The organism is Thioalkalivibrio sp. ALJ24, from assembly GCF_000377785.1.
In the GTDB taxonomy this organism is placed as follows: domain Bacteria; phylum Pseudomonadota; class Gammaproteobacteria; order Ectothiorhodospirales; family Ectothiorhodospiraceae; genus Thioalkalivibrio.
On the sequence record NZ_KB898732.1, the window covers coordinates 71954 to 94718 of the forward strand.

23 protein-coding genes are annotated in these 22765 nt (G+C 68.5%); 14 read left to right on the forward strand and 9 right to left on the reverse strand.

The window, feature by feature from the left end; genetic code table 11:
• Positions 1-14 precede the first annotated feature (14 nt).
• Positions 15-872, reverse strand: coding sequence for a universal stress protein (locus D571_RS0112005; RefSeq protein WP_018936936.1), 858 nt, complete (start codon positions 870-872; stop codon positions 15-17).
• 289 nt (positions 873-1161) lie between these two features.
• On the opposite strand from D571_RS0112005, the gene D571_RS0112010 reads away from it, so the two are divergent.
• The 7 genes from D571_RS0112010 (at position 1162) to D571_RS0112040 (ending at position 8348) form a co-directional block, all read left to right on the forward strand.
• Entirely contained in the window at positions 1162-3021 is a 1860-nt protein-coding gene (locus D571_RS0112010; RefSeq protein WP_018936937.1) for an SLC13 family permease, read from the forward strand.
• Between the two features lie 48 nt (positions 3022-3069).
• A complete protein-coding gene (locus tag D571_RS0112015; RefSeq protein ID WP_018936938.1) occupies positions 3070-3960 on the forward strand; it encodes a phosphoribulokinase in 891 nt (296 codons plus the stop codon).
• A gap of 191 nt (positions 3961-4151) precedes the next feature.
• Complete coding sequence (locus tag D571_RS0112020; RefSeq protein ID WP_018936939.1) at positions 4152-4613, forward strand: hypothetical protein; 462 nt, start codon at positions 4152-4154, stop codon at positions 4611-4613.
• The gene (locus D571_RS0112025; RefSeq protein ID WP_018936940.1) at positions 4610-5746 is read left to right on the forward strand and encodes an FIST C-terminal domain-containing protein; all 1137 of its coding nucleotides are present in this window, start codon (positions 4610-4612) and stop codon (positions 5744-5746) included. The genes D571_RS0112020 and D571_RS0112025 overlap by 4 nt, the downstream gene beginning before the upstream one ends.
• A gap of 28 nt (positions 5747-5774) precedes the next feature.
• Positions 5775-6806: an NADP(H)-dependent aldo-keto reductase gene (locus D571_RS0112030; protein WP_018936941.1), complete on the forward strand. Its 1032-nt coding sequence runs from the start codon at positions 5775-5777 to the stop codon at positions 6804-6806.
• 14 nt (positions 6807-6820) lie between these two features.
• Positions 6821-7612: a TatD family hydrolase gene (locus D571_RS0112035; RefSeq protein WP_018936942.1), complete on the forward strand. Its 792-nt coding sequence runs from the start codon at positions 6821-6823 to the stop codon at positions 7610-7612.
• Positions 7599-8348 carry a ThiF family adenylyltransferase gene (locus D571_RS0112040; RefSeq protein WP_018936943.1) on the forward strand — a complete coding sequence of 250 codons (750 nt, stop codon included), beginning with the start codon at positions 7599-7601 and terminating at the stop codon, positions 8346-8348. Before D571_RS0112035 ends, D571_RS0112040 begins: the two co-directional genes overlap by 14 nt.
• Before the next feature lie 57 nt (positions 8349-8405).
• Here D571_RS0112040 and D571_RS0112045 read toward each other — a convergent pair whose 3' ends face one another.
• Complete coding sequence (locus D571_RS0112045) at positions 8406-8633, reverse strand: hypothetical protein (RefSeq protein WP_018936944.1); 228 nt, start codon at positions 8631-8633, stop codon at positions 8406-8408.
• Between the two features lie 148 nt (positions 8634-8781).
• Between D571_RS0112045 and coaD the strand changes: the two genes are divergently transcribed.
• From coaD to ggt, 3 genes are read left to right on the forward strand one after another with little or no spacing between them, the layout of a single operon-like run.
• Positions 8782-9270 (forward strand): pantetheine-phosphate adenylyltransferase, encoded by a 489-nt coding sequence (gene coaD, locus D571_RS0112050; protein WP_018936945.1) that lies wholly within the window; start codon positions 8782-8784, stop codon positions 9268-9270.
• A 37-nt stretch (positions 9271-9307) separates the two neighbouring features.
• Complete coding sequence (locus D571_RS0112055) at positions 9308-9559, forward strand: YfhL family 4Fe-4S dicluster ferredoxin (RefSeq protein WP_018936946.1); 252 nt, start codon at positions 9308-9310, stop codon at positions 9557-9559.
• Positions 9560-9574: 15 nt separating this feature from the next.
• Positions 9575-11305: a gamma-glutamyltransferase gene (gene ggt, locus D571_RS0112060; RefSeq protein WP_018936947.1), complete on the forward strand. Its 1731-nt coding sequence runs from the start codon at positions 9575-9577 to the stop codon at positions 11303-11305.
• Between the two features lie 13 nt (positions 11306-11318).
• On the opposite strand, the gene mutM is transcribed toward ggt, so the two are convergent.
• Genes mutM through D571_RS0112075 form a run of 3 tightly spaced genes read right to left on the reverse strand, consistent with a single transcriptional unit; the run spans position 11319 to position 14333 of the window.
• Entirely contained in the window at positions 11319-12146 is an 828-nt protein-coding gene (gene mutM, locus D571_RS0112065; protein ID WP_018936948.1) for a bifunctional DNA-formamidopyrimidine glycosylase/DNA-(apurinic or apyrimidinic site) lyase, read from the reverse strand.
• A complete protein-coding gene (locus D571_RS0112070; protein ID WP_018936949.1) occupies positions 12139-13113 on the reverse strand; it encodes a hypothetical protein in 975 nt (324 codons plus the stop codon). Before D571_RS0112070 ends, mutM begins: the two co-directional genes overlap by 8 nt.
• The gene (locus D571_RS0112075) at positions 13110-14333 is read right to left on the reverse strand and encodes an EAL and HDOD domain-containing protein (protein ID WP_018936950.1); all 1224 of its coding nucleotides are present in this window, start codon (positions 14331-14333) and stop codon (positions 13110-13112) included. Before D571_RS0112075 ends, D571_RS0112070 begins: the two co-directional genes overlap by 4 nt.
• Positions 14334-14405: 72 nt before the next feature.
• On the opposite strand from D571_RS0112075, the gene D571_RS0112080 reads away from it, so the two are divergent.
• Positions 14406-14612: a hypothetical protein gene (locus D571_RS0112080; protein ID WP_018936951.1), complete on the forward strand. Its 207-nt coding sequence runs from the start codon at positions 14406-14408 to the stop codon at positions 14610-14612.
• A 92-nt stretch (positions 14613-14704) separates the two neighbouring features.
• On the opposite strand, the gene rpmG is transcribed toward D571_RS0112080, so the two are convergent.
• Together rpmG and rpmB are read right to left on the reverse strand one after the other, a co-directional pair.
• Positions 14705-14875, reverse strand: a complete 171-nt coding sequence (gene rpmG / locus D571_RS0112085) for a 50S ribosomal protein L33 (RefSeq protein WP_018936952.1) — start codon at positions 14873-14875, stop codon at positions 14705-14707.
• A 12-nt stretch (positions 14876-14887) separates the two neighbouring features.
• Positions 14888-15124, reverse strand: a complete 237-nt coding sequence (gene rpmB, locus D571_RS0112090; RefSeq protein WP_026287826.1) for a 50S ribosomal protein L28 — start codon at positions 15122-15124, stop codon at positions 14888-14890.
• A gap of 191 nt (positions 15125-15315) precedes the next feature.
• On the opposite strand from rpmB, the gene D571_RS0112095 reads away from it, so the two are divergent.
• The 3 genes from D571_RS0112095 (at position 15316) to D571_RS0112105 (ending at position 19793) form a co-directional block, all read left to right on the forward strand.
• Positions 15316-16185, forward strand: coding sequence for a dienelactone hydrolase family protein (locus D571_RS0112095; protein WP_018936954.1), 870 nt, complete (start codon positions 15316-15318; stop codon positions 16183-16185).
• Positions 16186-16250: 65 nt separating this feature from the next.
• The gene (locus D571_RS0112100) at positions 16251-17657 is read left to right on the forward strand and encodes a hypothetical protein (RefSeq protein WP_018936955.1); all 1407 of its coding nucleotides are present in this window, start codon (positions 16251-16253) and stop codon (positions 17655-17657) included.
• 6 nt (positions 17658-17663) lie between these two features.
• Positions 17664-19793 carry a TonB-dependent receptor gene (locus D571_RS0112105; protein WP_018936956.1) on the forward strand — a complete coding sequence of 710 codons (2130 nt, stop codon included), beginning with the start codon at positions 17664-17666 and terminating at the stop codon, positions 19791-19793.
• On the opposite strand, the gene D571_RS0112110 is transcribed toward D571_RS0112105, so the two are convergent.
• Entirely contained in the window at positions 19790-20560 is a 771-nt protein-coding gene (locus tag D571_RS0112110; protein ID WP_018936957.1) for a rhomboid family intramembrane serine protease, read from the reverse strand. The genes D571_RS0112105 and D571_RS0112110 overlap by 4 nt on opposite strands.
• A gap of 124 nt (positions 20561-20684) precedes the next feature.
• The gene (locus D571_RS0112115) at positions 20685-22700 is read right to left on the reverse strand and encodes a methyl-accepting chemotaxis protein (RefSeq protein WP_018936958.1); all 2016 of its coding nucleotides are present in this window, start codon (positions 22698-22700) and stop codon (positions 20685-20687) included.
• Positions 22701-22765 lie beyond the last annotated feature (65 nt).

Below are 22765 nucleotides of genomic sequence, written 5' to 3' on the forward strand. Positions count from 1 at the left end.
GGAGGAAGGGCGGGTCAGCTCTTCTTCTTGACCACCAGCACCGCGCAGTGCGCCTGGCCGACCACGCGCTCGGAGACGGAGCCCATCAGCAGCCGCCGCAGGCCGGTCCGACCATGGCTGCCGACCACGATCAGGTCGCGGTGCAGGCGCTCCGCGACCTCGACCAGGGTGACTTCGGGACGGCCCTCCTCGAAGACCGCGTCGGTCTCCACGCCGGCCTCGCGTGCCTCGACCTGCAGGCGCTGGATCGCCTGTACGCCCTCCTGGCGGCGCTCCTCACTCTGTCCGGGCACGGCCACCGAGGCCACCGTCAGCGGAAGGCTGCAGTACTGCGCCAGTTCCATGGCCGCGAGTGCCGCGGCATCGCCCCGTTCGGAGCCGTCGGTGCCCACCAGCAGGCCGCGGTGCGGGGCCTCGGTGTCGCGCGGGACCACCATCACGTTGCAGGGCGCCAGCCCGATCACCTTGGCCGTGGCGTCGCCGACCATCAGGCGGGCCATCTCGCCGCGGGTGCGCCGACCGATCACGATCAGGCTGGCGTCGTATTCCTCGGCCACGGAGACGATCTCCTGGTGACGGTCCACGCCGTGGCGCAGGATCGCCGAGACTTCCAGACCCGCCTCGCGGGCGCGTTTTTCCAGTACGTCGAGATCGCCCTGAGCCGCCACGCTGACGTCGTGACTGCGCCGCGGCGAGAGTGCGTCGTGCTGCGTGTCCGTAGGGATGATGCGGACGATCAGCAGTCGTGCCCCGCAGCGCCCGGCGAGCTCCAGCGCCACGTTCTCGGCGGCGGTGCTGTATTCCGAGCCGTCGGTGGCGACAACGATGGTACGGAACTGGGGCTCGATCTCCCCGGACGTCGCTTCGGCCATCACGCGTTACTCCTCCTCGGTCGATCCGATCAGCATACCGGACCGGGCGCTGCCCGCGCACGCCCCGCCTCGCGTCGCGCTCCCGCAGGGTCCGGGGAGGTCCCTTCTTTGCGTCCGGCTCGCCGGGATGGAATAATCGCGCGCTCCTAATGGGTGTAGTCTGCGGGGTTCCGCGTGGCCGTCGAGGCCCGGAGCGCCGCCCCGTGTTCGTGACGCGGCATGCCCGTTCTTTATCTCGTGGCGCCGGCGCAAGGGCTCGCCGGCCTCGCTCCTTCAGGACTGGCGGTTCATGGAAAATCTGACGCTGACCACCGAAATGATCGTGGTGCTGGGGCTGCTCGCCTTCACCATCTTCCTGTTCGTCTCCGAGATCGTGCGGGTCGACATGGCCGCGATCCTGGTCATGGTCCTGATCGGGCTGCTGCCGCTGGTGTTCGGCGTGGTGCCGCTGCTGCCCGAGCTGGGCGAGCTGGTAGCGCAGGACGAGCTGTTCAGCGGTTTTGCCTCCAATGCCGTGATCTCGATCATCGCGGTGATGATCATCGGCGCCGGTCTGGACAAGACCGGGGTGATGCACAAGGTCGCCAGCTTCATCATGCGCGTGGGCGGCACCGGGGAGAAACGCATCATCCCCACGGTGTCCGGTACGGTCGGCGTGATCTCCAGCTTCATGCAGAACATCGGCGCGGCGGCGCTGTTCATGCCGGTGATGAGCCGCATCTCCAGCCGTCTGGGCATCCCGCTTTCGCGCCTGCTGATGCCGATGGGCTTCGCCGCGATCGTCGGCGGCACCATCACCCTGGTCGGTTCCAGTCCGTTGATCCTGCTGAACGACCTGCTGCCGGACGACATGGAGCGTTTCGAGCTGTTCGATGTCACGCCGATCGGTCTGGCCCTGCTGGCCACGGTGATCGTCTATTTCGTGCTGCTGGGGCGCTACGTACTGCCGTCGGCCGGCGCGCAGCCGACCGCGACCGAGGGTACGCGCGACTATTTCCAGCGGGTCTACGGCCTGTCCTACGAGATCCACGAGGTGCGTGTCGCCGAGGATGACCCGCTGGTGGGCCGTACGGTGGCCGATGTCGAGCGCGAGACCGGCGTGGCGATCGTCGGCTCCCACGCGCGCGACGAGCTGCGCATGGCGCCCTGGACCGGCTACGAGATCCAGCCCAATTCGCGTCTGGCGGTGCTGGCCAGCCCGCGCCGGATGGAAGAACTGAGCCAGAATCTGAAGCACCAGCCCTCCAGCGACCTGGAGGTGTTCGCCAGCGCCCTGGATTCCTCCCAGTCCGGGGTCGCCGAGGTCGCGATCTCGCCGGGTTCCAACCTGGCCGGCAAGACGGTCACCGAGGTCGCGATGCGGCAGACCTACGGGCTGTCGGTGATGCGCCTGCAGCGCGGCGGCGAGGTCTACCGCGAGGGTCTGCGCGACATCCCGCTGGAGCCGGGTGACATCCTGGTTGCGCACACCACCTGGACTTCGCTGGCGCGTCTGGAGAAGGACCGCGATTTCGTCGTGATCACCTCCGACTACCCGCGCGAGGAACTGCGTCCGAGCAAGGTCCCGCACGCGCTGACCTTCCTCGCGGTGTCGGTGTCGCTGATCCTGTTCACCGACCTCCAGCTGTCGATCGCGCTGCTGACCGGGGCGATCGGGATGATCCTCACCGGGGTGCTGAGCCTGGATGACGCGTACAACTCCATCAGCTGGAAGACCGTATTCCTGCTGGCCTCGCTGATCCCGCTGGGGATGGCAGTGGAGAACACCGGCACCGCGGCCTGGATCGCACAGAACACCCTGGACATGCTGGGAACCGTGCCACCCTGGGTCCTGCAGGCCACGATCTTTGCGCTGGCCACGTTCTTTACCCTGGTCATGTCCAATGTGGGCGCGACCGTGCTGCTGGTGCCGCTGGCGATCAGTTTCGCGACCGCCGCCCAGGCCGCGGGCATGGACGCCGATCCGCGCGTGTTCGCGATCACCGTGGCCATCGCCACCTCCAACTCCTTCCTGATCCCGACCCACCAGGTGAATGCCCTGATCATGGGCCCCGGCGGCTACCGGGTGAAGGACTTCATGAAGGCCGGTGGCATCATGACCATTCTGTTCGGTGTGGTCGCCATGTTCATGATCAACCTGGTCTTCTGACCCCGATTCGCTGACGTTTAACGCTTGATTGCGTAAGGAGAGACCCTCATGTCCCAGAAACATCCCGTGATCGCCGTCACCGGTTCCTCGGGTGCCGGCACCTCCACCGTGAAGCGCTCGTTCGAGTCGATCTTCCGCCGCGAGCAGATCAACCCCGTGGTGATCGAGGGCGACAGCTTCCATCGCTATGACCGCAAGGCGATGAAGGCGGCCATGCAGAAAGCGGCCGACGAGGGCAACCCGCACTTCTCCCACTTTGGCCCCGAGGCCAACCTGTTCGATCGCATCGAGGATCTGTTCAAGACCTACGGCGAGACCGGTCAGGGCGAGAAGCGCTACTACCTGCACTCGGACGAAGAGGCGGAGCACCACAACCAGCGTCTCGGTACCAGCCTGGGCCCGGGCGAGTTCACCCCGTGGGAAGAGATCGAGCCGGGTTCCGACCTGATGTTCTACGAAGGCCTGCACGGGCTGGTGACGGACGGCAGCATCGATGCCTCCCAGCATGTCGATCTGGGCATCGGCGTGGTGCCGATCGTCAATCTGGAGTGGATCCAGAAGATCTTCCGCGACAACCTCGAGCGCGGTTACTCCGCCGAGGCGACCGTGGACACCATCCTGCGGCGCATGCCGGACTACGTGAACTACATCACCCCGCAGTTCTCGCGTACCGACATCAACTTCCAGCGCGTGCCGACGGTGGACACCTCCAACCCGTTCATCGCCCGCGACATCCCCACCCCGGACGAGAGCATGGTGGTGATCCGCTTCAAGGAACCCGCCCGGTTCGGCGTGGACTTCCCCTACCTGCTGAACATGATCCCGGACTCGTTCATGTCCCGGCGCAACACCATCGTGGTGCCCGGCGGCAAGATGGCCCTCGCGATGGAAGTCATCCTCGGTCCGATCATCCACGACATGCTGGCGCGCCGCGGCTGATCGCCGCGTTCGGCAGGGTCGGGTGGCGGATGACCGCCGCCCGGCGGGCCCGGGTCCACTACGGGCCGCTACGGGGCCACAGCAGGGCCGCGACCTTCGGGTGGCGGCCCTTCTTTTTGGCCGGCGTTTTTTCACTGCCCTGCCGGTTTCGGATAGGATTGCCGGCCTGTTCCCGAGATTACGGAGTCGTCGTGTTCGGATTGTTCGGTCCGCGACCGGCCCAGCAGATGGAGCGCTTCCGGGCCCGCTATACCGGGCGTTCGCTGATCGTGCACGAGGGTTTTTCCGGTGACTGGCTGGAAGAACTGCTCAAGCAGCCCGGGGGCGGCGGGCACTTCCGCATCGACAGCCGGCGCCTGCCGGCCGGGCGTCAGGCGACCCCCGTCGAGTGGCTGGTGCAGACGCACGTCCTGCCGCTCGCGTTGCCGCAGCCGCTGTTCCTCGATGTCCGCGAGGACGCGGTGCTGGCGCGCCATCTGATGCGCGGCGAGCGGGCGGTCCACCCCTCCGAGATCGCCTGGTTCCTGGAGGAGCTGGACTCGCGGCACCATGCCCGTCTGGAATTCGCCGGGAACGAACACATGCGCGTCGAGGTCGGTATCCCGGTCGAGGACAACGAGGCCCTCAGCATGCTGGAGCATCTCGGACTATGAGCGTGACCCAACCGTTTCTCTGTGCCAGCGCCACCGGCGAGGAGCCGCGCGCGCTGGCCGCCGAACTGGCCGAACAGCTGGGGGAACTGGCCCCGGCGGCGGATGGCCGGGTGCGCGTGGGCTTCGTCTACGTCGCCGACGATATCGCCCGCAACGCGCGGTTGCTGCTGCGTGAGCTGGGACGCCTGCGGCCGATCGATCATTTCGTCGGCGGCATGGGCATCGCAGTGATGGGCCGCCAGCACGAGTTCTACGACCAGCCGGCCGTGACCCTGATGGTGGGCGAGTTTCCGGCACATTCCGTGCGCCTGATCCGGAATCCGGTGCGGTCGTTCGAGGAACTGACGCGGGCCCTGGAAGGGTTCGTCGATCCCGACACGCCGGCCCGGCTGATCCTCAGCGCCGATCCACGGCTGGCGGACGTGGAAGCGATCCTCACGCGGATCGACGAGGAGACCTCGTGGTTCGCCACCGGCGGGATCAACTCCGGCGAGGACGACGCGGTGCAGATCGCCGACGGCGTGGTCAGTTCGGGGATCACCGGCATCGCCCTGCGTGACGACGTGCCTCTGGTGGCCCGCCACACCCAGGGTTGCACCCCGCTGCCCGGGCAGCATGAGCTGACCGAGACCTGGCGCAACATCGTGGTGCGTCTGAATGGGGAGCCGGCCCTGCCGGCGTTCCGGCGCATCATCGGCGACGTGCTCTCGCGCGATCTGGAACGCGCCCTGAGGTATATCCAGATCGGGTTCCCGATCCCGGGGTCGGACACAGGGGACTACCGCGTGCGCAACATCATCGGCATCGATCTGGACCAGGAACTGCTGGCGGTGGGCGAGCCCCTGGAGCAGGGTTCGCGGGTATTGTTCGTGCGTCGCGACGGGCAGTCGGCGCACGAGGACCTCGAGCGCATGCTGGCGCAGATCCGCGAGCAGTGCCCGGACGGGATCCGTGGCGCGGTCTACGTGTCCTGTCTGGGCCGCGGGCGCCATCAGTTCGTGCACGAGGACGTGGAGCTGGGGACCGTGCAGCGGGTCCTGGGCGACGTGCCGCTGGTCGGTTTCTTTGCCAATGGCGAGATCTTTTCCAATCGCCTGTACGGTTATACCGGCGTGCTGACGCTGTTCACCTGACGACGCCCCGCCGGGGCAGGGGAGAGGCATGGAATATCGCAAGCTGGGTCGCACCGGCATCGACGTGAGCCTGATCGGCCTGGGCACCATGACCTGGGGCGAACAGAACACCGAGGCCGAGGCCTTCGAGCAGCTGGATTATGCGCTGGAGCGCGGTATCAACCTGATTGATGCGGCGGAGATGTACCCGGTGCCGCCGCGCGCCGAGACCCAGGGGCTGACCGAACGCTACATCGGCAACTGGCTGCGCTCGCGCGGCTGCCGCGACCGCGTGGTGCTGGCCTCCAAGGTCGCCGGGCCGGGTATGGACTATCTGCGCGGCGGCACGCAGCTGACCCGCGAGCACGTCGAACAGGCCGTGGATGCCAGCCTGGAACGCCTGCAGACCGACTGCATCGACCTCTATCAGGTGCACTGGCCGGCACGTTCGACCAACTTCTTCGGCAAGCTGGGCTATAACCACGATCCGGACGACCGCGCCACGCCGATCGAGGAGACCGCCGCCGCGCTGAAGGACGTGGTCGCCAGCGGGCGCGTGCGCTACATCGGCATCTCCAACGAGACGCCCTGGGGCTTCATGGAATGGCTGCGCCAGCACGAGCGCGGGCTGGCCGAGCGCATCGTCTCCATCCAGAATCCCTACAGCCTGCTGAACCGCAGCTTCGAGGCCGGTCTCGCCGAGATGGCGATCCGCGAGGATGCGGGTCTGCTGGCCTATTCGCCGCTGGCCTTCGGCATGCTCTCCGGCAAGTATCGTGACGGACGCAAGCCCGAGGGGGCGCGGCTGACGCTGTACGAGCGCTTCCAGCGCTACAGCAATCCGCAGGCGCTGGCGGCCACCGAAGAATACGCGCGCCTGGCCGAGGACCACGGGCTGACGCCGACGCAGCTGGCGCTGGCCTTCGTCAACCGGCAGCCGTTCGTGACCAGCAACCTGATCGGGGCGACCACCATGGAACAGCTGCGCGAGAACATCGACTCGGTGAACGTGGCGCTGTCGGACGAGATCCTGCAGGCCATCGAGGACATCCACGCCCGCTATACCTACCCCAGCCCGTAACCCGGGGCCGCGACGTGGAGCTGTTCGACACCCACGTCCATCTCGATCTGGATCCGTTCGATCCGGACCGCCCGGCGGTGCTGGATCGCGCCCGCGCCGCCGGGGTCACGCAGATGGTCCTGCCCGGCGTGAACCGCGATCGCTGGGCGGACATGGATGCCCTGGCCCGGCGCGAGCCGGGGCTGTACGTGGCTCGCGGCCTGCATCCGGTGTTTCTCGAACAGCACGCCGACGCGGATCTGGACGCCCTGGACGCCGCCCTGGATGCCGATCCGCAGGCGGTGGCGGTGGGCGAGACCGGGCTCGACGGCTTCGTGGCGGGGCTCGACTTCGATACCCAGTGGCGGTTCTACACCGCGCAGCTGGCGATCGCGCATAACCACGACCTGCCGGTGATCCTGCACTGCCGGCGCGCGGTGGACGCGATCCTCAAGGGGCTGCGCCAGTACCCGGGCGTGACCGCCATCCTGCACAGCTTCTCCGGCAGCGAACAGCAGGCGCGACAGGCGGTGGATCGGGGCTGCGTGCTGGGGTTCGGCGGACCGGTGACCTATGAGCGTGCGCGACGCCTGCAGAGGATCGTGCGCGACCTGCCCGAGGAGGCCCTGGTGCTGGAGACCGACGCCCCGGACCAGCCGCTGGCCGGGCATCGCGGCGAGCGCAACGAACCGGCGATGATCGCCCGGGTCAACGAGGCCGTGGCGCGATTGCGCAACACGGACCCGTCCAGCACCGCTATACTCACAACCCGGAATGCACGCCGGGTCTTCCGGCTGGACATGGTCCGGACCGATGAGCAGCACTGACGATCTGCCACACGACGCCTATACCGAACGCACCGATCTCCTGCTGGGGGCGGATGTCACGGCGGGACTGCGGGACCGGCACGTATGCATTGCCGGGCTGGGCGGGGTGGGCAGTTATGCCGCCGAGGCCATCGCCCGCGCCGGGGTCGGCCGCCTGACCCTGGTCGATCACGACGTGGTCGCGCCTTCCAACCTCAACCGCCAGCTGGTGGCGCTGCGGTCCACCGTGCAGCACCCCAAGACCGACGTGATGGCCGAGCGGATCCGCGACATCGATCCGGCGATCGCGGTCACCGTCCGGCGCGAGTTCCTCAACCCGGATACGGTCGCCGACCTGATCCCGGAGGACACCGACTACGTGCTGGATGCGATCGACTCCATCGCCTGCAAGGCGGCGCTGGTAGCCGGCGCGCAGGCCCGCAGGGTGCCGGTGATCTCGGCCATGGGTGCCGGCGGGCGGATCGATCCGCGGGCGGTCCGGGTCGGGCCGCTGGACGGTACCCGGGTGTGTCCGCTGGCGCGGCAGATGCGCAAGCGCCTGCGGCGGCTGGATGCGCGGCTGGACTATCCCGTGGTGTTCTCCATCGAGAATCCGCGCAAGGGCACCGAGCATCGGCCGGTGGACGGACCACTGGGCGGGCGGCCGCGCTCGGTCAACGGCACCATCTCCTATCTGCCGGCGCTGTTCGGCCTGACCGCGGCCGGCGAGGTGATCCGCAGCCTGATCGACCGCTGAGCCGGCCTCGTTCGCCTGCAAGCAGGCGCCTGTGCGAACCGTCAGGGCCCGGGGCGTTCAGCCCTTGCGCCGCTTGCGGCTCTCCTCGGCGTGCTTGAGCACCAGGGCCAGGTTCTGTTTCTCGATCTCGGTGACCTGCGGGTCCTGATTCACCGCCTGGCGCAGGTGGCCGATCAGCCGATCCAGTTCCTCGCGGCTGATCTGCTGGAAGTTGAAGCCGCCGCCGTAACGGGATTCCAGTTCGTCCCAGTAGTCGGCCAGCGGCGGACGGTAGTCGTCGGTCATGCGTGTCTCCCGGTCGGGCCGGCGTGTGTGTGCGCCGCAGTGTAGCGGCTCGGCGAGCGGCTGTCGGCCCACCGGCGGCCGGCGAGTTTCCCTCCGGCTGCGGGTTGCGGTGTAATGGCGCCCCCGAACCGGACTGTCTGCGAGCCGCATGCCGATTACCGCCATCTATCCCGGCACCTTCGACCCCGTAACCCATGGGCATACCGACATCGTACGTCGCGGGGCCTGCCTGTTCGACCGGGTGGTGGTGGCGGTGGCCGCGAACCCCGGCAAGAGCCCGGCGTTCCCGCTGGAGACCCGCGTGGAGCTGACCCGCGAGGCCCTGAAGGATGTTCCGCGGGTGGAGGTGATCGGCTTCGATTCCCTGCTGGCTCACTTCGTGCGCGACCAGCAGGCCACGGTGATCCTGCGCGGCCTGCGTGCGGTCTCCGACTTCGAGCACGAATTCCAGCTGGCCGCCATGAACCGCCAGCTCGCACCCGAGGTCGAAACCCTGTTCCTGACGCCGGCGGAAGAATACAGCTTTGTCTCGTCCAGTCTGGTACGGGAAATCGCGCGTCTGGGCGGCGATGTCTCAAAATTCGTGAGTCCCGGGGTGGCGCGCATGCTGGCCCGGGATCCCGGGGTGGCCGACTGACCGGTTGCACCCGTTCCTGGCCCGAGGAGGAAAAGCCATGGCCCTGATGATCACCGACGAATGCATCAACTGTGACGTTTGCGAACCGGAGTGCCCGAACGAGGCCATCTACCCGGGCGACGAGATCTACGAGATCGATCCCAACCTGTGCACCGAGTGCGTGGGGCACTACGACGAGCCGCAGTGCCAGCAGGTCTGCCCGGTGGACTGCATCCCCCTGGATCCGGATCACAAGGAGACCCGCGAGCAGCTGATGGCCAAATACGAAGCCCTGATGGCGGCGAAGTAAGCGGGGCGGTCCGTCATGCGCCGCCACCTCCTGACCGTCACGCTGTTCGGCCTGCTCGCGGCCCCGCTTGCCTCCCCGGTCGTGGCCGGGCCCGCCGAGACGCCTGCCGATACGCCCGGCGAACACGCCGTCGCCACCGCCCACCCCGAGGCCACCGCGGCTGGCGAGGCGATCCTCGCCGACGGCGGCAATGCCTTCGACGCGGCGGTGGCGATCACCGCGGCGCTGGGTGTCGCGGAGCCCTACGGCTCCGGGCTGGGCGGCGGGGGCTTCTTTCTGCTGTATGAGGCGGACCGCGACCGCACGCTGATGCTCGATGCGCGCGAGACCGCGCCCGCCGCGGCCGATCGTGACATGTACCTGGACGACGACGGCGAGGTCATCGACGGGCTGTCGCTGGACGGGGTGCTGGCGGCGGGTATCCCGGGGATGCCGGCGGGGATGGATCATCTGGCGACGGAATACGGCGCGCTGTCGCTGGAACGCAGCCTGGCCCCGGCGATCCGCCTGGCGGAGGAAGGCGTGACCGTCGGGCCGCGTTATCAGCAGATGGCCGAGTTCCGGCACCAGGCGCTGCGCGACGGCGCCGATGCCGCTGGGATCTTCCTGCGCGATGGCGGGCCGCCGGAGGCCGGCGCGGAGCTGGTGCAGCCGGATCTGGCCGACACCCTGCGGCGCCTCGCGGACCAGGGCCGTGACGGCTTCTACACCGGCGAGCTGGCGCAGACCCTGGTGGAGGGCGTGCGCGAGGCCGGGGGGATCTGGAGTACCGAAGATCTGGCGGGCTACGAGGTCGTGGAGCGCGATCCGGTGCGCCTGGAGTGGAACGGCGCCGAGATCGTGACCGCCGCGCCGCCGTCCTCCGGGGGCGTGGCCATCGGCCAGATCCTCAATATCCTGTCCTTCCACGACCTGGACGCGATGGAGGAGGATGCCCGCGTCCACCTGATCCTGGAAGCGATGCGCCGGGCCTACCGTGACCGCGCCGAGTACCTGGGCGATCCGGATCATGTCGACATGCCGCTGCAGCGGCTGCTGTCACGCGACTATGCCGCCGGCCTGCGCGCCGGTATCCACCCCGATCAGGCGACCCCCAGCGACAGCCTGCCGCCGGTGGTGGAGCCGGAGAACCGTCCCGGGACCGATGGCGCGGCGGAGAGCCCGCAGACCACGCATTTCTCGGTGATGGACGCCGACGGCAACCGCGTGGCCGCGACCCTGACGCTGAACTATCCGTTCGGCTCCGGCTACGTGGTCCCGGGGACCGGCGTCCTGCTGAACAACGAAATGGACGACTTCTCCGCCAAGCCGGGCGAGCCCAACGCCTACGGCCTGATCGGCTTCGAGGCCAATGCCATCGCCCCGCAGCGGCGGCCGCTGTCGTCCATGAGCCCCACGTTCGTGGACACCGGCGATCGCGTGGCGATCCTCGGCACGCCGGGGGGCAGCCGCATCATCACCATGGTGCTGCACGGCATCCTCGGTGTGGTCGACGGCCAGTCGATCGACGAGGTGGTGGAGGCGCCGCGCTGGCACCACCAGTACCTGCCCGACCGGGTCGAATTCGAGACCGGGGCCTTCGACACCGAGCTGCGCGGCAAGCTGGTGCAGCGCGGCCATCGTCTGACCCCGCAGGTGCGCCCGTTCGGCGACATGCAGGCGGTGCTGTGGGAGCGTGAGGCCGGGCGGCTGGAGGCGGCCTCGGATCCGCGCGGCGAGGGCGAGGCGCGCGTCTTCGGCCGCTAAACGGAAATACGCGTCAGCGCTGGCAGCTCGGGCAGTAGGCGCTGGCCCGCTGACCCACGCTGCGGGTGCGGATCGACGTACCGCAGACCCGGCAGGGTTCCCCGGCGCGCCCGTAGATCCGCAGTTCCTGACGGAAGTAGCCGTGGCTGCCGTCCTCGCGCAGGAAATCGCGCAGGGTCGTGCCGCCGCGTTCGATGGCGGCCGCCAGCACCGTCTTTACGTGCCCGGCCAGGCGGCGGTATTCGGTGCGGGTTACGCGGCCCGCCGCGCGCCCCGGCCGGATGCCCGCGAGGAACAGCGCCTCGGTCGCGTAGATGTTGCCGACGCCGACCACCGTCGCCTGATCCATCAGGAAGGCCTTGACCGGTCCGCGCCGGCCGCGACTGCGCCGGAACAGGTAGTCGCCGTCCATGTCCGCGTCCAGCGGTTCGGGCCCCAGGCGCTCGAGCAGCGGATGGGTGTCGGGGCCGCCGTCGGGCGCGGGGTCCAGTGGCAGACAGCAGCCGAAGCGTCGCGGATCGTGCAGACGGATCTCGTGGCCGTTGTCGAGCATCAGGCGCAGGTGATCGTGGCGCCGCAGCGGCGTATCCGGGGCGCAGTGGCGCAGGCTGCCGGACATCCCCAGATGCAGCAGCAGCCCGGTAGCATCGGTATCCAGCAGCAGGTACTTGGCCCGCCGCCGCAGGCCGCGCACGGTGGCGCCGGCGATCCGCGCCGGGAGGTCCGCCGGGACCGGCCAGCGCAGCCGCGCGTCACGCACCTCCAGGTGCAGTATGCGGCGTTCGCGAAGCAGGGGTTCGAGGCCGCGCCGGGTGGTCTCCACCTCCGGCAGTTCAGGCATGCACGCCCTCGATCTCGATCAGCAGCTCCTGGCGGCAGACGTCACCGCGCACCCATTGCACCGGCGGGGTCCGTTCACCGTAGTGCTCGCGCAGGATCGCCTCCACGGTGTCGCGATGTTCCGGGTGGCGCAGATAGACCCGCAGCCAGCGCAGTCCGGGCAAATCGGCGCCGCCCTCGGCCTGCAGCGTGTCCAGGTTGGCGAGGGTCTCGCGGGCCTGCCCGGCGATATCGCCGGGGTGCCGGCTCTCGTGCCCGGTGATGCTGGCGGTGCCGGAGATCAGCAGCATCGGGCCCCGCGGCGTCTCGATGCGGGTCGCGCGGGCGAAGCTGGGGCTCTTCGGGCTGTAGCGCTCCGGATAGTGGTAGGCGCTGACCTGGCGGGGGTTTTCCACCGGCGCGCCGGGTTCGCGCGCGGCAATCGCATGCACGAACAGTCCGGCGTGGTCGGAACCGATGGCGGTGGCCGCAGGCATGCTGCCGAGCGGGATGTCCAGGGCCTCCAGGGCCTCGGCACGGCCGATGCAGAAGGCCTGATAGCGTTCCAGGCCATCTTCGGGTTCGTGGATCCGACCGAAGAAGTTCCACATGCGCAGCAGGTAGGGGTAGCCGGCTTCGCGGCAGGCGGACACCAGGTCGCGGTACACCGTGCGGGTGCGCGTGCGGAGGTCATCGTCCGGTTCCGCGCGGGCGATGAACAGCACGTCGCCATGGGGCACCCGGTGAAAGCCGCCCTCCGTGGTCGCCGGCGCGGCAGCCGGTCCGGCGAACCACTGCTCCTCCGGGACCGCGGTGCCCAGTGGCGCCAGTCCGGGATCCACTTGCAGGCCCTGTCCGTCGGTTCCGGCCGTCTGAACCCCGGGGGTGCCTGCCGGATGCAGGCGGAGCCCCGGCGGATGCGTGACCGCCCCTGCGGCTGCCTGCCGGGCCCGTGGGTCGTGCAGTCTCGTGTCCAGGTCGACGGTCATGCGCTGCTCTCCCCCTGCATCTCCGCGAGCATGCCCTCCGTCCAGCGAACGGCCTCCAGGTACAGGCGCCCGGCGACCTGGGGCGAGATCGGCGAGACCTCGAACGGGAAGCGCCGGTCCGGATCCTCGAAAGATTCGATGATGCGGGGGACGGCCCCAAGCTCCCCGCTTTGTTCCAGCAGGGCCTCCTCCACCGCCGGGCTCAGGTTCAGCTCGTTGAGGACCCGGTGCAGCGGTATCCCCAGCACCCGGTCCAGCCCGGACAACAGGCCGAGGGTGAAGTAGCGCTCGGCCTCGTTGGGCACACCCGAAGGCGCGGCCAGCAGTGCGGCCATGCGGGCGCGGATCATCACCTGCTCCAGACCCTGGCGTTGCGGGGTGCTGGTGTGCAGGGCCGCGATCATCGCCAGCGAGCGAATCCGGGCGGTCCCCAGGAGCACGATTGCCTCGCGCAGGGTCTCGATCGGGCGCCGCCGCCGCAGCATCGGGCTGTTCGCCTGGCGCAGCACATGGATGGCCAGATCCGGATGGGCGGTGATCTCCTCGGCCAGGGCATCCACGGTTATGTCCGGATCCTGCAGCCGTTCGATCAGATGCAGCAGCCCGACCTCGAGTTGCTCCAGGCGCTGGCCCTCGACCACGTTGGGATAGGACAGGAAAAAGCCCTGGTAATAGAGGAAGCCCAGTTTCCGGCAGGTCTCGTACGTCGCGGAGTCCTCGACCTTCTCCGCGAGGAGTTCCACGTTGAAGGGCCGCAGGCGTTCGATCTCTGCACGCAGGCCGTCGCCGTCGAAGGCCAGCAGGTCCAGTTTCACGATGTCGGCCAGTTCGATCAGCGGCGAATCCTGTTCGCGGAACTGGTAGTCGTCCAGGGCGATGCGAAAGCCGCGTTCCTTCAGGCGCCGGACCGCCGCGATCACCTCGTCGTCAACCACAATGTCCTCGAGGATCTCGAGGACCACCTGCTCGGGTGGCAGGCTCTGCAGGACCTCGTGTTCCAGGAAGCCGCGCGGCAGGTTCACGAACGCCAGGTGTTCCCCCACCAGGTTCTCCATGCCGATGTCGATGAAGGCGCTGTGCAGCAGGTCGGAGGTGGCGAGATCGCCGTCCACCACGTTGGCCCGGCTGTCGCTGGCACCGGCCCGGAACAGCAGTTCGAATCCGATGATGCTTTCATCCCCATCAAAAATGGGTTGCCGTCCGACGAAAATTGGCTGCATTCTTGTGTTCTGCGAACGAAGTGGATCGGTCCTGCCTGCGTGACACGGGCCGGCAACAAGAGGAAACGCGACATGGATTCCATCAACGCGCCGTTCGGGGAAATCGTGGAGCTGCGGCAGATCCTGCACGACTCCGGGGTGCCCCTGCTGCGGGTCATTATCCGCGATGGCGAACGTTACACCAAGATCGAACTGGACCCGGCCACGGCCCATCGCTGGGGCAAGCTGATGACCCGCTGGGCCGAGGACGTCGCGCAGACCCGGGGCAGCGAAGCCTGACCCCGCGGAAGCGTTCCCCGCCCCGGCTCCGGCCACAAAAAAGCCCGGCATCGCCGGGCTTCTTCATGCGAGCGCGACACGACAGGTCGCGCTTACTTGATCTTGGCTTCCTTGTACATCACGTGCTTGCGGATGACGGGATCGAACTTCTTGATCTCCATCTTTTCGGGCATGTTCCGCTTGTTCTTCGTGGTGGTGTAGAAGTGCCCGGTGCCGGCGGAGGACACCAGACGGATCTTGTCGCGTGCGGTCTTGGCAGCCATCGTGACGTCTCCTTAAACCTTTTCGCCGCGGGCCCGGCAGTCGGCGAGGACCGCGTCGATGCCGCGCTTGTCGATGATGCGCATGCCCTTGCTGCTCAGGCGCAGCTTGACGAACCGCTTTTCGCTTTCCACCCAGAAACGATGGGTGTGCAGGTTCGGCAGGAAGCGACGCCGCGTCTTCCGCTGGGAATGCGAGACATTGTTACCGGTAGCCGGGCGCTTGCCCGTCACCTGACATACTCGGGACATCGGGGCTACTCCAGATGTTCGGGTCGGGACGAAAGACCGCGGATCCTAGCCGATTACGGGGGGCGTTGCAAGCGTCTTGACGCTTCGTCATGGCGCGATGGACGGCGAAGGCCGCCCGCCGCGTCTATCTTCCGACACAGCACAAATAATGACAGCCGGTAACGGAGGGGACGGGAATGAGAGCAGTGACGATGACACGCGGCATCGCCGGGATGGTCCTGGCCGGGATGATGGCCGGGCCACTGGCGGCGGACGAGGCGCAGACCGGCGACGGACAGTGGTGGTGGGACGACGACTGGTGGGAAGAGGGGCAGCTGAACCCCGATATCGAAAACCACGAGGTCGAGGTGGAACGCCTGGAATACGAGCGTGATGACGTGTTCGTTCCGGCCATGGTCGCGCGCCCGGCGGACGGAGAGGACTATCCGGCCATCCTGTGGTCGCACGGGCGGCGCGGGCTGGACCATCTGGCCGAATTGCACGTGAAGCGGCTGGCGGCACGCGGATTCGTGGTGCTGGCGCCGGATCTGTATACCGGTCGTTTCATCGAATCCCACCCGCTGGATCACGACTACGAGCTGGAAGGGGATCTCGACCGCGGGCTGGACGTCCTGCTGGAACGCGACGACATCCTCGGAGACCGCGCCTGCCTGGTGTCCATTACCCGCGGCGGATACAAGACCCTCAAGGTCGCGGTGACTTATGAACGCCAGGTTCAAGACGTGGCCTGCTGGGCCGGGTACTACCCGCACGTGCAGGACCCGAACCTGGGCGAACCGCATCAGGTGTATCGCTACGCCAACGAGTTCAATCAGCTGGAGATCCCGGTGATGATCCTGATCGGCGACGAGGAGCAGTACCAGCGCCACCGTACGGCGAAGATGGCCGCCGACGGGCTGAAGGATCGGGGCGGTGATGTCACCTGGATCGAGTACCCCGGCGTGGGTCGGGGGTTCGACTTCCGCAACGGCAACAACCGCACCTTCGCCGATGACCTCGCGGCGCGCGATGCGATGATGCGTGTCACCCGCTTCGCCAACCAGCACCTGCGGGACGACTGAACGCCGCGGCCCTCCGGGGTGTCAGCTTCCGAAGCGGGGACACGTGTGATCGAGGAGACGGTGCAATGAAAAAGAGCGTGGTGTGGGTGGCGGCCACTACGGCAATGCTGGCGGGGCCGGTGCAGGCCGACCCGGCCGGTGTCGCGCACGGTCTGGATGCCCGCGATCGAGCCCTGGTGCATGCCGACGGGATGCGGGCCGAGGATGCGTTCATGGCGCTCGGGGCCCTGGCGGTCAAGGGTCGCCTGATGCGCGACAGTGAACTGAGCCACGAGGCCTACCGCCCTGAGCTGGGGGAGGAGCCGATGCGGCGGGTCGGCGAGACCTGGCTCGGCCTGCTGGAGGCGGTGGATCGTGACCTGCTGGAAGAGGGGCGTCTGCGTGCGCGGGTCGGTGGTGATGCGGAGGCCGAACCGGCGGCCTATGCCGAGGCGGCGTACCTCTACCACATGCATCACAGTGGCGGGCGCTTCGAGCATCTCGATCTGTACGATGCGATCACCCATGACCCGCCGCCGGTGATGGCGGCGCTGACCTCTCACCTGGTGAACGAGCGTTACGCCGACGGCGAGGTGGCCACTGCCGGGGATTCGGAAGCGGATGCCCTGGCCTACGGCCTGGATGCCCTGCACGCACCGGCCTATGCATGGGTGCGCCAGCAAAAACCGGGTGGCGAGGACGACATGGGCCGGCTCGAGCGCGAGACCCTCGCGGGCTGGCTCGGCCACACGCGCGACGACATGGTCGCGATCGCCCGCTCCATGGCGGACACCGCCGAGGCCGCCTGGGACGAAGACGCCGGGATGTTCGTGCGCGACGGCGGCGCGCGCTGGTCGGTGGATCAGATCGGAGCCCTGCTGCGAGGGCTCAAGGGGACCTACGAGACGCTCTACCTGTTCGGGGATGCGGACGACCGGGAACGGGCCGGGGTCCTTGCGGATCGCACCGCGTCGGTGACCCGGGCCCTGGTGGCCGAAGACGGTCCCGTGCGCGACTGGGGCCTGCCGGCCGAGGTGGAATTCGTGGACGGCGAGGCGCGTGCTGCCTCGGATCACGTGGATGTCGCGGCACAATGGCGGTTCGTCCACCAGGTCACCGGTGGATTTTCCCTGCTGCGCGAGCGCGAAGGGACCGCAAGGCTGCTGGGCGAGCGCGCACCGGAGCTGGAAGCCGAGCTGGGCGCGGCCATCGACCGGCTGCTGCAGGGGGCACTGGAACACCAGCCGGATACCGGTATCGTGCCCGCCCGGCTCGCCTACGCGGACGGATCGGTGACCGACCCCTCGGTGACCCTGCCGTCGGTGGCCGGCTTCATGATGGCCGTGGCCAACGGCTACCGCACGGGCGAGGCCTTCGACCACCCGGCGGCGTGGGAGGATGACGCTGCGCTGGCCGAGCGCAGCCGGGCGCTGTACGACACCTTCGTCGAGCACGGAGAGCTCCTGAGTCGCAAGCTGATCATCCGGGAGTGAGTCGCCATGTCGGTAGTCGGTCCGCACCCGAACACCCGGACTTCCACGGCGCCCGTCGCGCTGCTCGCGCCCGCCCTGGCAGTGTCCGCTCTGGCGGTTCCGGCGGGCGCGTCCGGCGACGACACCCCGGTGCTGGATCCGGTGGAGGTCACGGCGCCGCGGCTGACGACACCGCTGGCCGAGCTGCCGGCATCGGTCAGCCGGGTGGACGGGCGTCAGGCCACCGAGGCGCGCCAGGGGCTGCAGCTGGACGAGGCGCTCAACCGGGTGCCCGGGCTGTATGCGCAGAACCGCCACAACTTCGCCCAGGACGTGCGCATCTCCATCCGTGGCTTCGGCTCGCGGGCGCCGTTCGGAGTGCGCGGGCTGCGCATCCTGCAGGACGGCATCCCCGAGACCACGCCCGACGGGCAGTCGCAGGTGGATGCGATCGACCTGCTGAACATCCGTGACATCGAGGTGCTGCGCGGGCCCAGTGCGGCGCTGTACGGAAACGCCTCGGGCGGGGTGATATCGATCCGCACCCGCGACGGCAGCGAGCCCCGCGGGCATGGGGGCGGAGTGCTGGCGGGCTCGCACGGGTTCCGCCGGCTGGAGGCGACCAGCGAGGCGGATCTCGGCGAGCACCGCTACTCGCTGACCGCGCACGACTTCCGCATGGATGGCTACCGTGACCAGTCGCGGGCGGAAAAGCGCTATCTGCGTCTGCATACGGCAAGCGAACTGGGCGCGGGCACGCTGCGCACCCACCTGCGCTACCTCGATGCCCCGCGTACCGACGACCCGGGCGGGCTGACCCGCGACGAGCTGCGCGAGGATCGGCGCCAGGCGGCTCCGAACGCCGAGTTGCTGGACTCGACTCAGGAGGCCGAACAGCTGACCGCCGGGCTGCGCTGGGAACAGCCGGTGGGGGACGCCGAACTGCGCGTCGGCGGATTCTGGACGCAGCGCGACTACGCCCAGCAGCTGCCGTTTCCGGGGGACAGCCGGGTGGCCTACGAGCGCGACTTCTACGGGCTGAATGCGCAGCTGGAGGGCGATCTCGGGCCAACGCGCTGGCTGGCGGGCGTGGATCTGGAGGAGCAGCGCGACGAGCGGACGCGCCGCTGCACTTCGGGCACGTTCGTGCCCGGTCAGGTGGATTGTGACCCGGACGCCGTGATCGGCGATCTCGCTCTGGAGCAGACCGAACGCGCCCGCACTCGCGGCGCCTTCCTGCATACCGACACCCTGCTGGGCGAGGACTGGAACCTGGTGCTGGGGGCGCGTCACGATCGTATCCGTTTCCGCATCGACGATGACTTCGCCGAGTCCGAGGAGATCGACGAGCCGGACCGTTCCGACAGCCGGACCTATCGCGAGGAGAGCCTAATGGCCGGGCTGGTGTGGCATTTCCGCCCGGGACAGCGGGCCTGGGTCAACGTGGCCACCAATTTCGAGACCCCGACCTTCACCGAATTCGCCAATCCCGAAGGGGACGGTTCCAGGGGCGGTTTCAACCCGGACCTGGAACCGCAGAGGGCACGCAGCCTGGAGCTGGGCTGGCGCGGCGAACAGGGTGCGTTCGGCTGGGAGGCGGTGGTCTGGAGTACACGGGTGCGCGATGAGATCACGCCGTTTCAGCTCGAAGACGCGGGCGATCGGGATTTCTACACCAATGCCGGGCGCACCGCGCGCGACGGGCTGGAACTGGCGCTGGACTGGCAGGCGACGCCGCAATGGACCCTGAGCGGGGCCTTCACCCTCAATGATTTCCGCTTTCGCGAATACGAAGACGTCGAAGGCGTGCGCCACGACGGCAATCGGCTGCCCGGACTCCCGCGCGAGCAGCTGTTCCTGGAGGCCGACTGGCGCGAGGCCCCGTGGTTCGTCACCGTGGATGCCCTGCACGCCGGGGCGCGCTACGCCGACGACGCCAACGACGAGCGCGTCGGCTCGCAGACCACGGTCAACCTGCGCGCCGGGCGCGAGTGGAGCCGCAACGGGGCGAACATCGAAACCTTCGTCGGTGCGGACAATCTGCTGGATGCGGACAACATCGACAACGTGCGCATCAATGCCAACTTCGGACGGCATTACGAACCCGCTCCGGGCCTGACCCTGCGCGCGGGCCTGCGGGTGACCTTCGGGGATTAACCCCGGCGGTCGGGCGGATCGTCGGGGCCATCGGGGCCGCCGGGGCCGTGCTCGTCGCGGTGGCGGGGCGGTTCGATCTCGTCGAGGCGACCCTGCTCGATCTTGCGCAGGGTCTCGGCGTCGGTGGGGTCGTCGGGGTCTTCTTCCCATTCGTAGCGGTGCGCCACCGGGAAGGGGTCGCGGCGGTACAGGAACCAGCCGCAGACCGCGCCCACGGTCGCGCCGAACAGATGTGCCTCGAACGAGACCCTCGGTGCGGTCGGAAACACGCCCCACATCATGCTGCCGTAGAGGAACAGCACGATGATCGTCAGGGCGATCGACAGCGCATCGCGGCGGCGGATGCCGATGACCACGGCAAAGAACATCAGGCCATGGGTCAGGCCGCTGGCGCCGATGTGCAGACCTTCGCGGGCGAACAGCCAGACCCCGAGGCCACCCATCACCCAGATCAGCGGGACCGCGGTGCGCGTGGCCTGCGGAAAGCCGTAGAGCGTCAGGATGCCCAGCACCCACAGGGTGGGGGCGTTGGACATCAGGTGTCCCCAGGAACCGTGGATCAGGGGCGAGGTGAAGATCCCCAGCGCGCCGACACCGTCGCGCGGCAGGATGCCCAGGCGCGAGAAGTCCGCGCCCAGCAGTTCCTGCAGGGCGTGGATCAGGACCAGGGCCATCACCCCGAAGAAGGGCCACAGCAGCGCTCGCCGGAAGCGTTCGCGATCGGCCGCGGGGTCCGTCGGGGGTGCCGGACGTCGCAGATTCAGCATCGAACCAGACTGCCACGGGGGCGTGGCGGGGAACAATGCACCGCCCGGGGCGACGGTTTCGTGCCCGCACGGGCAGCCCCGGCGGCGGACCCGGCCGCGGATCTGGCTAATCCGGGGCCGGCGTTCAGAGGCGGAACTGGGCCAGGGCGCGCTGGATCTCGCTTTCCACCTGCTTGAGCTCGTCGGTGGCCGCGCTGACGCGGTCGGCAGTCTCGGCCGACTGGTCGGCCCCGTCGGAGATCTGCACGATGGTGCGGTTGATGTCCTCGACCACCGTGGTCTGCTGGCGCGCCGCGACGGCGATCTGATCCGTCATCTCCGAGATGGTGTCGACCGACTGGCGGATCTGCTGCAGTGCGCCGTTGACCTCCGCGGTGTGCTCCATCGTGGTCTCGGCCTCTTCCTGGCCCTTCTTCATCACCGAGACGGCGTCATTGGTGGCGTTCTGCAGCCGCGAGATCATGCCCTCGATCTCGTCGGTGGACTCCTGGGTGCGGGTGGCGAGCTTGCGCACCTCGTCGGCGACCACCGCGAAGCCGCGGCCATGCTCGCCGGCGCGGGCCGCCTCGATCGCGGCGTTCAGCGCCAGCAGGTTGGTCTGCTCCGCCACCCCGCGGATCACCTCGAGGATGGTGCCGATCTGACGCGAATCCTCGCCCAGGTTCGACACCGTATCGGCGGCCTGTTCCACCGTGCCCAGCAGGGACGACATCGAGGCCACGTTGCGCTCCATCACCTCCATCCCCTGGTGCACCGCGTCGCCGGCCTGCTGGCCCGACTGCGAGGTGGCGTCGGTGTTGCGCGCGATCTCCTCGGCGCTGCTCTGCAGCTCGTTGATGGCGGTGGCCACGCGTTCGGTCTCGTCGCGCTGGCGTGACACCGCCTCGCGCGCCCCGTAGGCCTCCTGGCTGAGGTTGTCGGTTGCCTGGCGCAGGGTCTCGGTGCTGCCGCGCGCCCTGCCCACCGCGCCGGCGATCTTGTCGGTGAAGCGATTGAAGGCGCGGCCCAGCGCGGCGGTCTCCTTCAGCCCGTGTTCCTCCAGCCGGCGGGTCAGGTCGCCGTCGCCGTCGGCGATCTCCTCCAGCGCGGTGGACGAGCGGTTCATCGCCCGGCGAATGGTCACGATGATCACCGTCGCACCCGCCAGGCCGAGGATGATGCCCGCGATCGCCAGCACCATCTGCGCGACCTGGGTCGTGCGCATGGTGGCGGTCAGTTCGCTGGCCTGTTCCTCGGCGCGTCGGGTGATGGTCTCGCTGAGTCCCTGCAGTTCACTGCGGGCTTCCATCAGCAGCGGGCCGATCTCGGTGCGGATCATGTCGGCGTCCTGATAGGCCGCGGGCGAGCCGTGGACCTCGAAGATGTCGTCCAGCGCGCCACGCAGTTGGTCCAGTTCGGCCGAGAAGTCCTCCAGGGCGATCTCCTGTTCGAAATCCAGTGTGGCCGACTGGCCTTCGAGATCGTCGACGATGCGTTCGAGCTGGCGGCGGTAGAGTCCGACGTTCTGTTCGAAGGCGTCGTCGCGGAAGGCGAGGAAACCGCGCAGGTTGGAGGTGACCTGCAGTGCGTTCGTGCGCAGGTCCTGGAACTGCGCCAGGCGGTCCCACGAGCGCTCGATCTCGGTCAGGTTGTTCTCGGCGTCGATCATGGTGGCCGCCTGCTGGGCCATCGCGCGGGTGGCGGGGTTGGCCCGCTGGTTGGCGATCTCCAGCGCCGGCATGTTGGCGGCGTCGTCGGTCGCCAGTTCGGTCAGGCGGTCGACATGGCCGTGGAATTCGTTGACCCGTTCCTGAACCGCCTCGGCGGAGCGGGCCATTTCGTCGTCGGTCGCCACCACCGGGTCGTCGCCGAGCGCCCGCGCGGCACTTTGCAGCGCGTCCATCGATTCCAGCCACGCGTCGTGGTGGTCCTGTTCGTCGCTCATCAGGTAGAAACCGAGGAAGGCCGCGCTTTCCTGCAGCCGCTGCTGGACCTCGTTGACCCGGGCGACCGCCGGATAGTCCTCCTGCGTGAGGCTCTGCACGTCCTGGGCGCCGATCTGCAGTGCACGCAGGGCCATGACCGAGTTGATGACGAGGATCAGGACCACCAGACCGAAGCCGGCCGTCAGCAGTCCGCGGATCGAAAATCTGTCCAGCATGGGTGTGCTCCTCCGCCGGCGTCTCTGCGGACGCCTGTCGCTCCCGTATGCGCGTACACACGGGA

Coding starts and splice junctions, on each gene's coding strand:
- D571_RS0112005 (WP_018936936.1), bottom strand. CDS start 872: ATGGCCGAAGCGACGTCCGGGGAGATCGAGCCCCAGTTCCGTACCATC.
- D571_RS0112010 (WP_018936937.1), top strand. CDS start 1,162: ATGGAAAATCTGACGCTGACCACCGAAATGATCGTGGTGCTGGGGCTG.
- D571_RS0112015 (WP_018936938.1), top strand. CDS start 3,070: ATGTCCCAGAAACATCCCGTGATCGCCGTCACCGGTTCCTCGGGTGCC.
- D571_RS0112025 (WP_018936940.1), top strand. CDS start 4,610: ATGAGCGTGACCCAACCGTTTCTCTGTGCCAGCGCCACCGGCGAGGAG.
- D571_RS0112030 (WP_018936941.1), top strand. CDS start 5,775: ATGGAATATCGCAAGCTGGGTCGCACCGGCATCGACGTGAGCCTGATC.
- D571_RS0112040 (WP_018936943.1), top strand. CDS start 7,599: ATGAGCAGCACTGACGATCTGCCACACGACGCCTATACCGAACGCACC.
- D571_RS0112045 (WP_018936944.1), bottom strand. CDS start 8,633: ATGACCGACGACTACCGTCCGCCGCTGGCCGACTACTGGGACGAACTG.
- coaD (WP_018936945.1), top strand. CDS start 8,782: ATGCCGATTACCGCCATCTATCCCGGCACCTTCGACCCCGTAACCCAT.
- D571_RS0112055 (WP_018936946.1), top strand. CDS start 9,308: ATGGCCCTGATGATCACCGACGAATGCATCAACTGTGACGTTTGCGAA.
- ggt (WP_018936947.1), top strand. CDS start 9,575: ATGCGCCGCCACCTCCTGACCGTCACGCTGTTCGGCCTGCTCGCGGCC.
- mutM (WP_018936948.1), bottom strand. CDS start 12,146: ATGCCTGAACTGCCGGAGGTGGAGACCACCCGGCGCGGCCTCGAACCC.
- D571_RS0112070 (WP_018936949.1), bottom strand. CDS start 13,113: ATGACCGTCGACCTGGACACGAGACTGCACGACCCACGGGCCCGGCAG.
- D571_RS0112075 (WP_018936950.1), bottom strand. CDS start 14,333: ATGCAGCCAATTTTCGTCGGACGGCAACCCATTTTTGATGGGGATGAA.
- D571_RS0112080 (WP_018936951.1), top strand. CDS start 14,406: ATGGATTCCATCAACGCGCCGTTCGGGGAAATCGTGGAGCTGCGGCAG.
- rpmG (WP_018936952.1), bottom strand. CDS start 14,875: ATGGCTGCCAAGACCGCACGCGACAAGATCCGTCTGGTGTCCTCCGCC.
- rpmB (WP_026287826.1), bottom strand. CDS start 15,124: ATGTCCCGAGTATGTCAGGTGACGGGCAAGCGCCCGGCTACCGGTAAC.
- D571_RS0112095 (WP_018936954.1), top strand. CDS start 15,316: ATGACACGCGGCATCGCCGGGATGGTCCTGGCCGGGATGATGGCCGGG.
- D571_RS0112100 (WP_018936955.1), top strand. CDS start 16,251: ATGAAAAAGAGCGTGGTGTGGGTGGCGGCCACTACGGCAATGCTGGCG.
- D571_RS0112105 (WP_018936956.1), top strand. CDS start 17,664: ATGTCGGTAGTCGGTCCGCACCCGAACACCCGGACTTCCACGGCGCCC.
- D571_RS0112110 (WP_018936957.1), bottom strand. CDS start 20,560: ATGCTGAATCTGCGACGTCCGGCACCCCCGACGGACCCCGCGGCCGAT.
- D571_RS0112115 (WP_018936958.1), bottom strand. CDS start 22,700: ATGCTGGACAGATTTTCGATCCGCGGACTGCTGACGGCCGGCTTCGGT.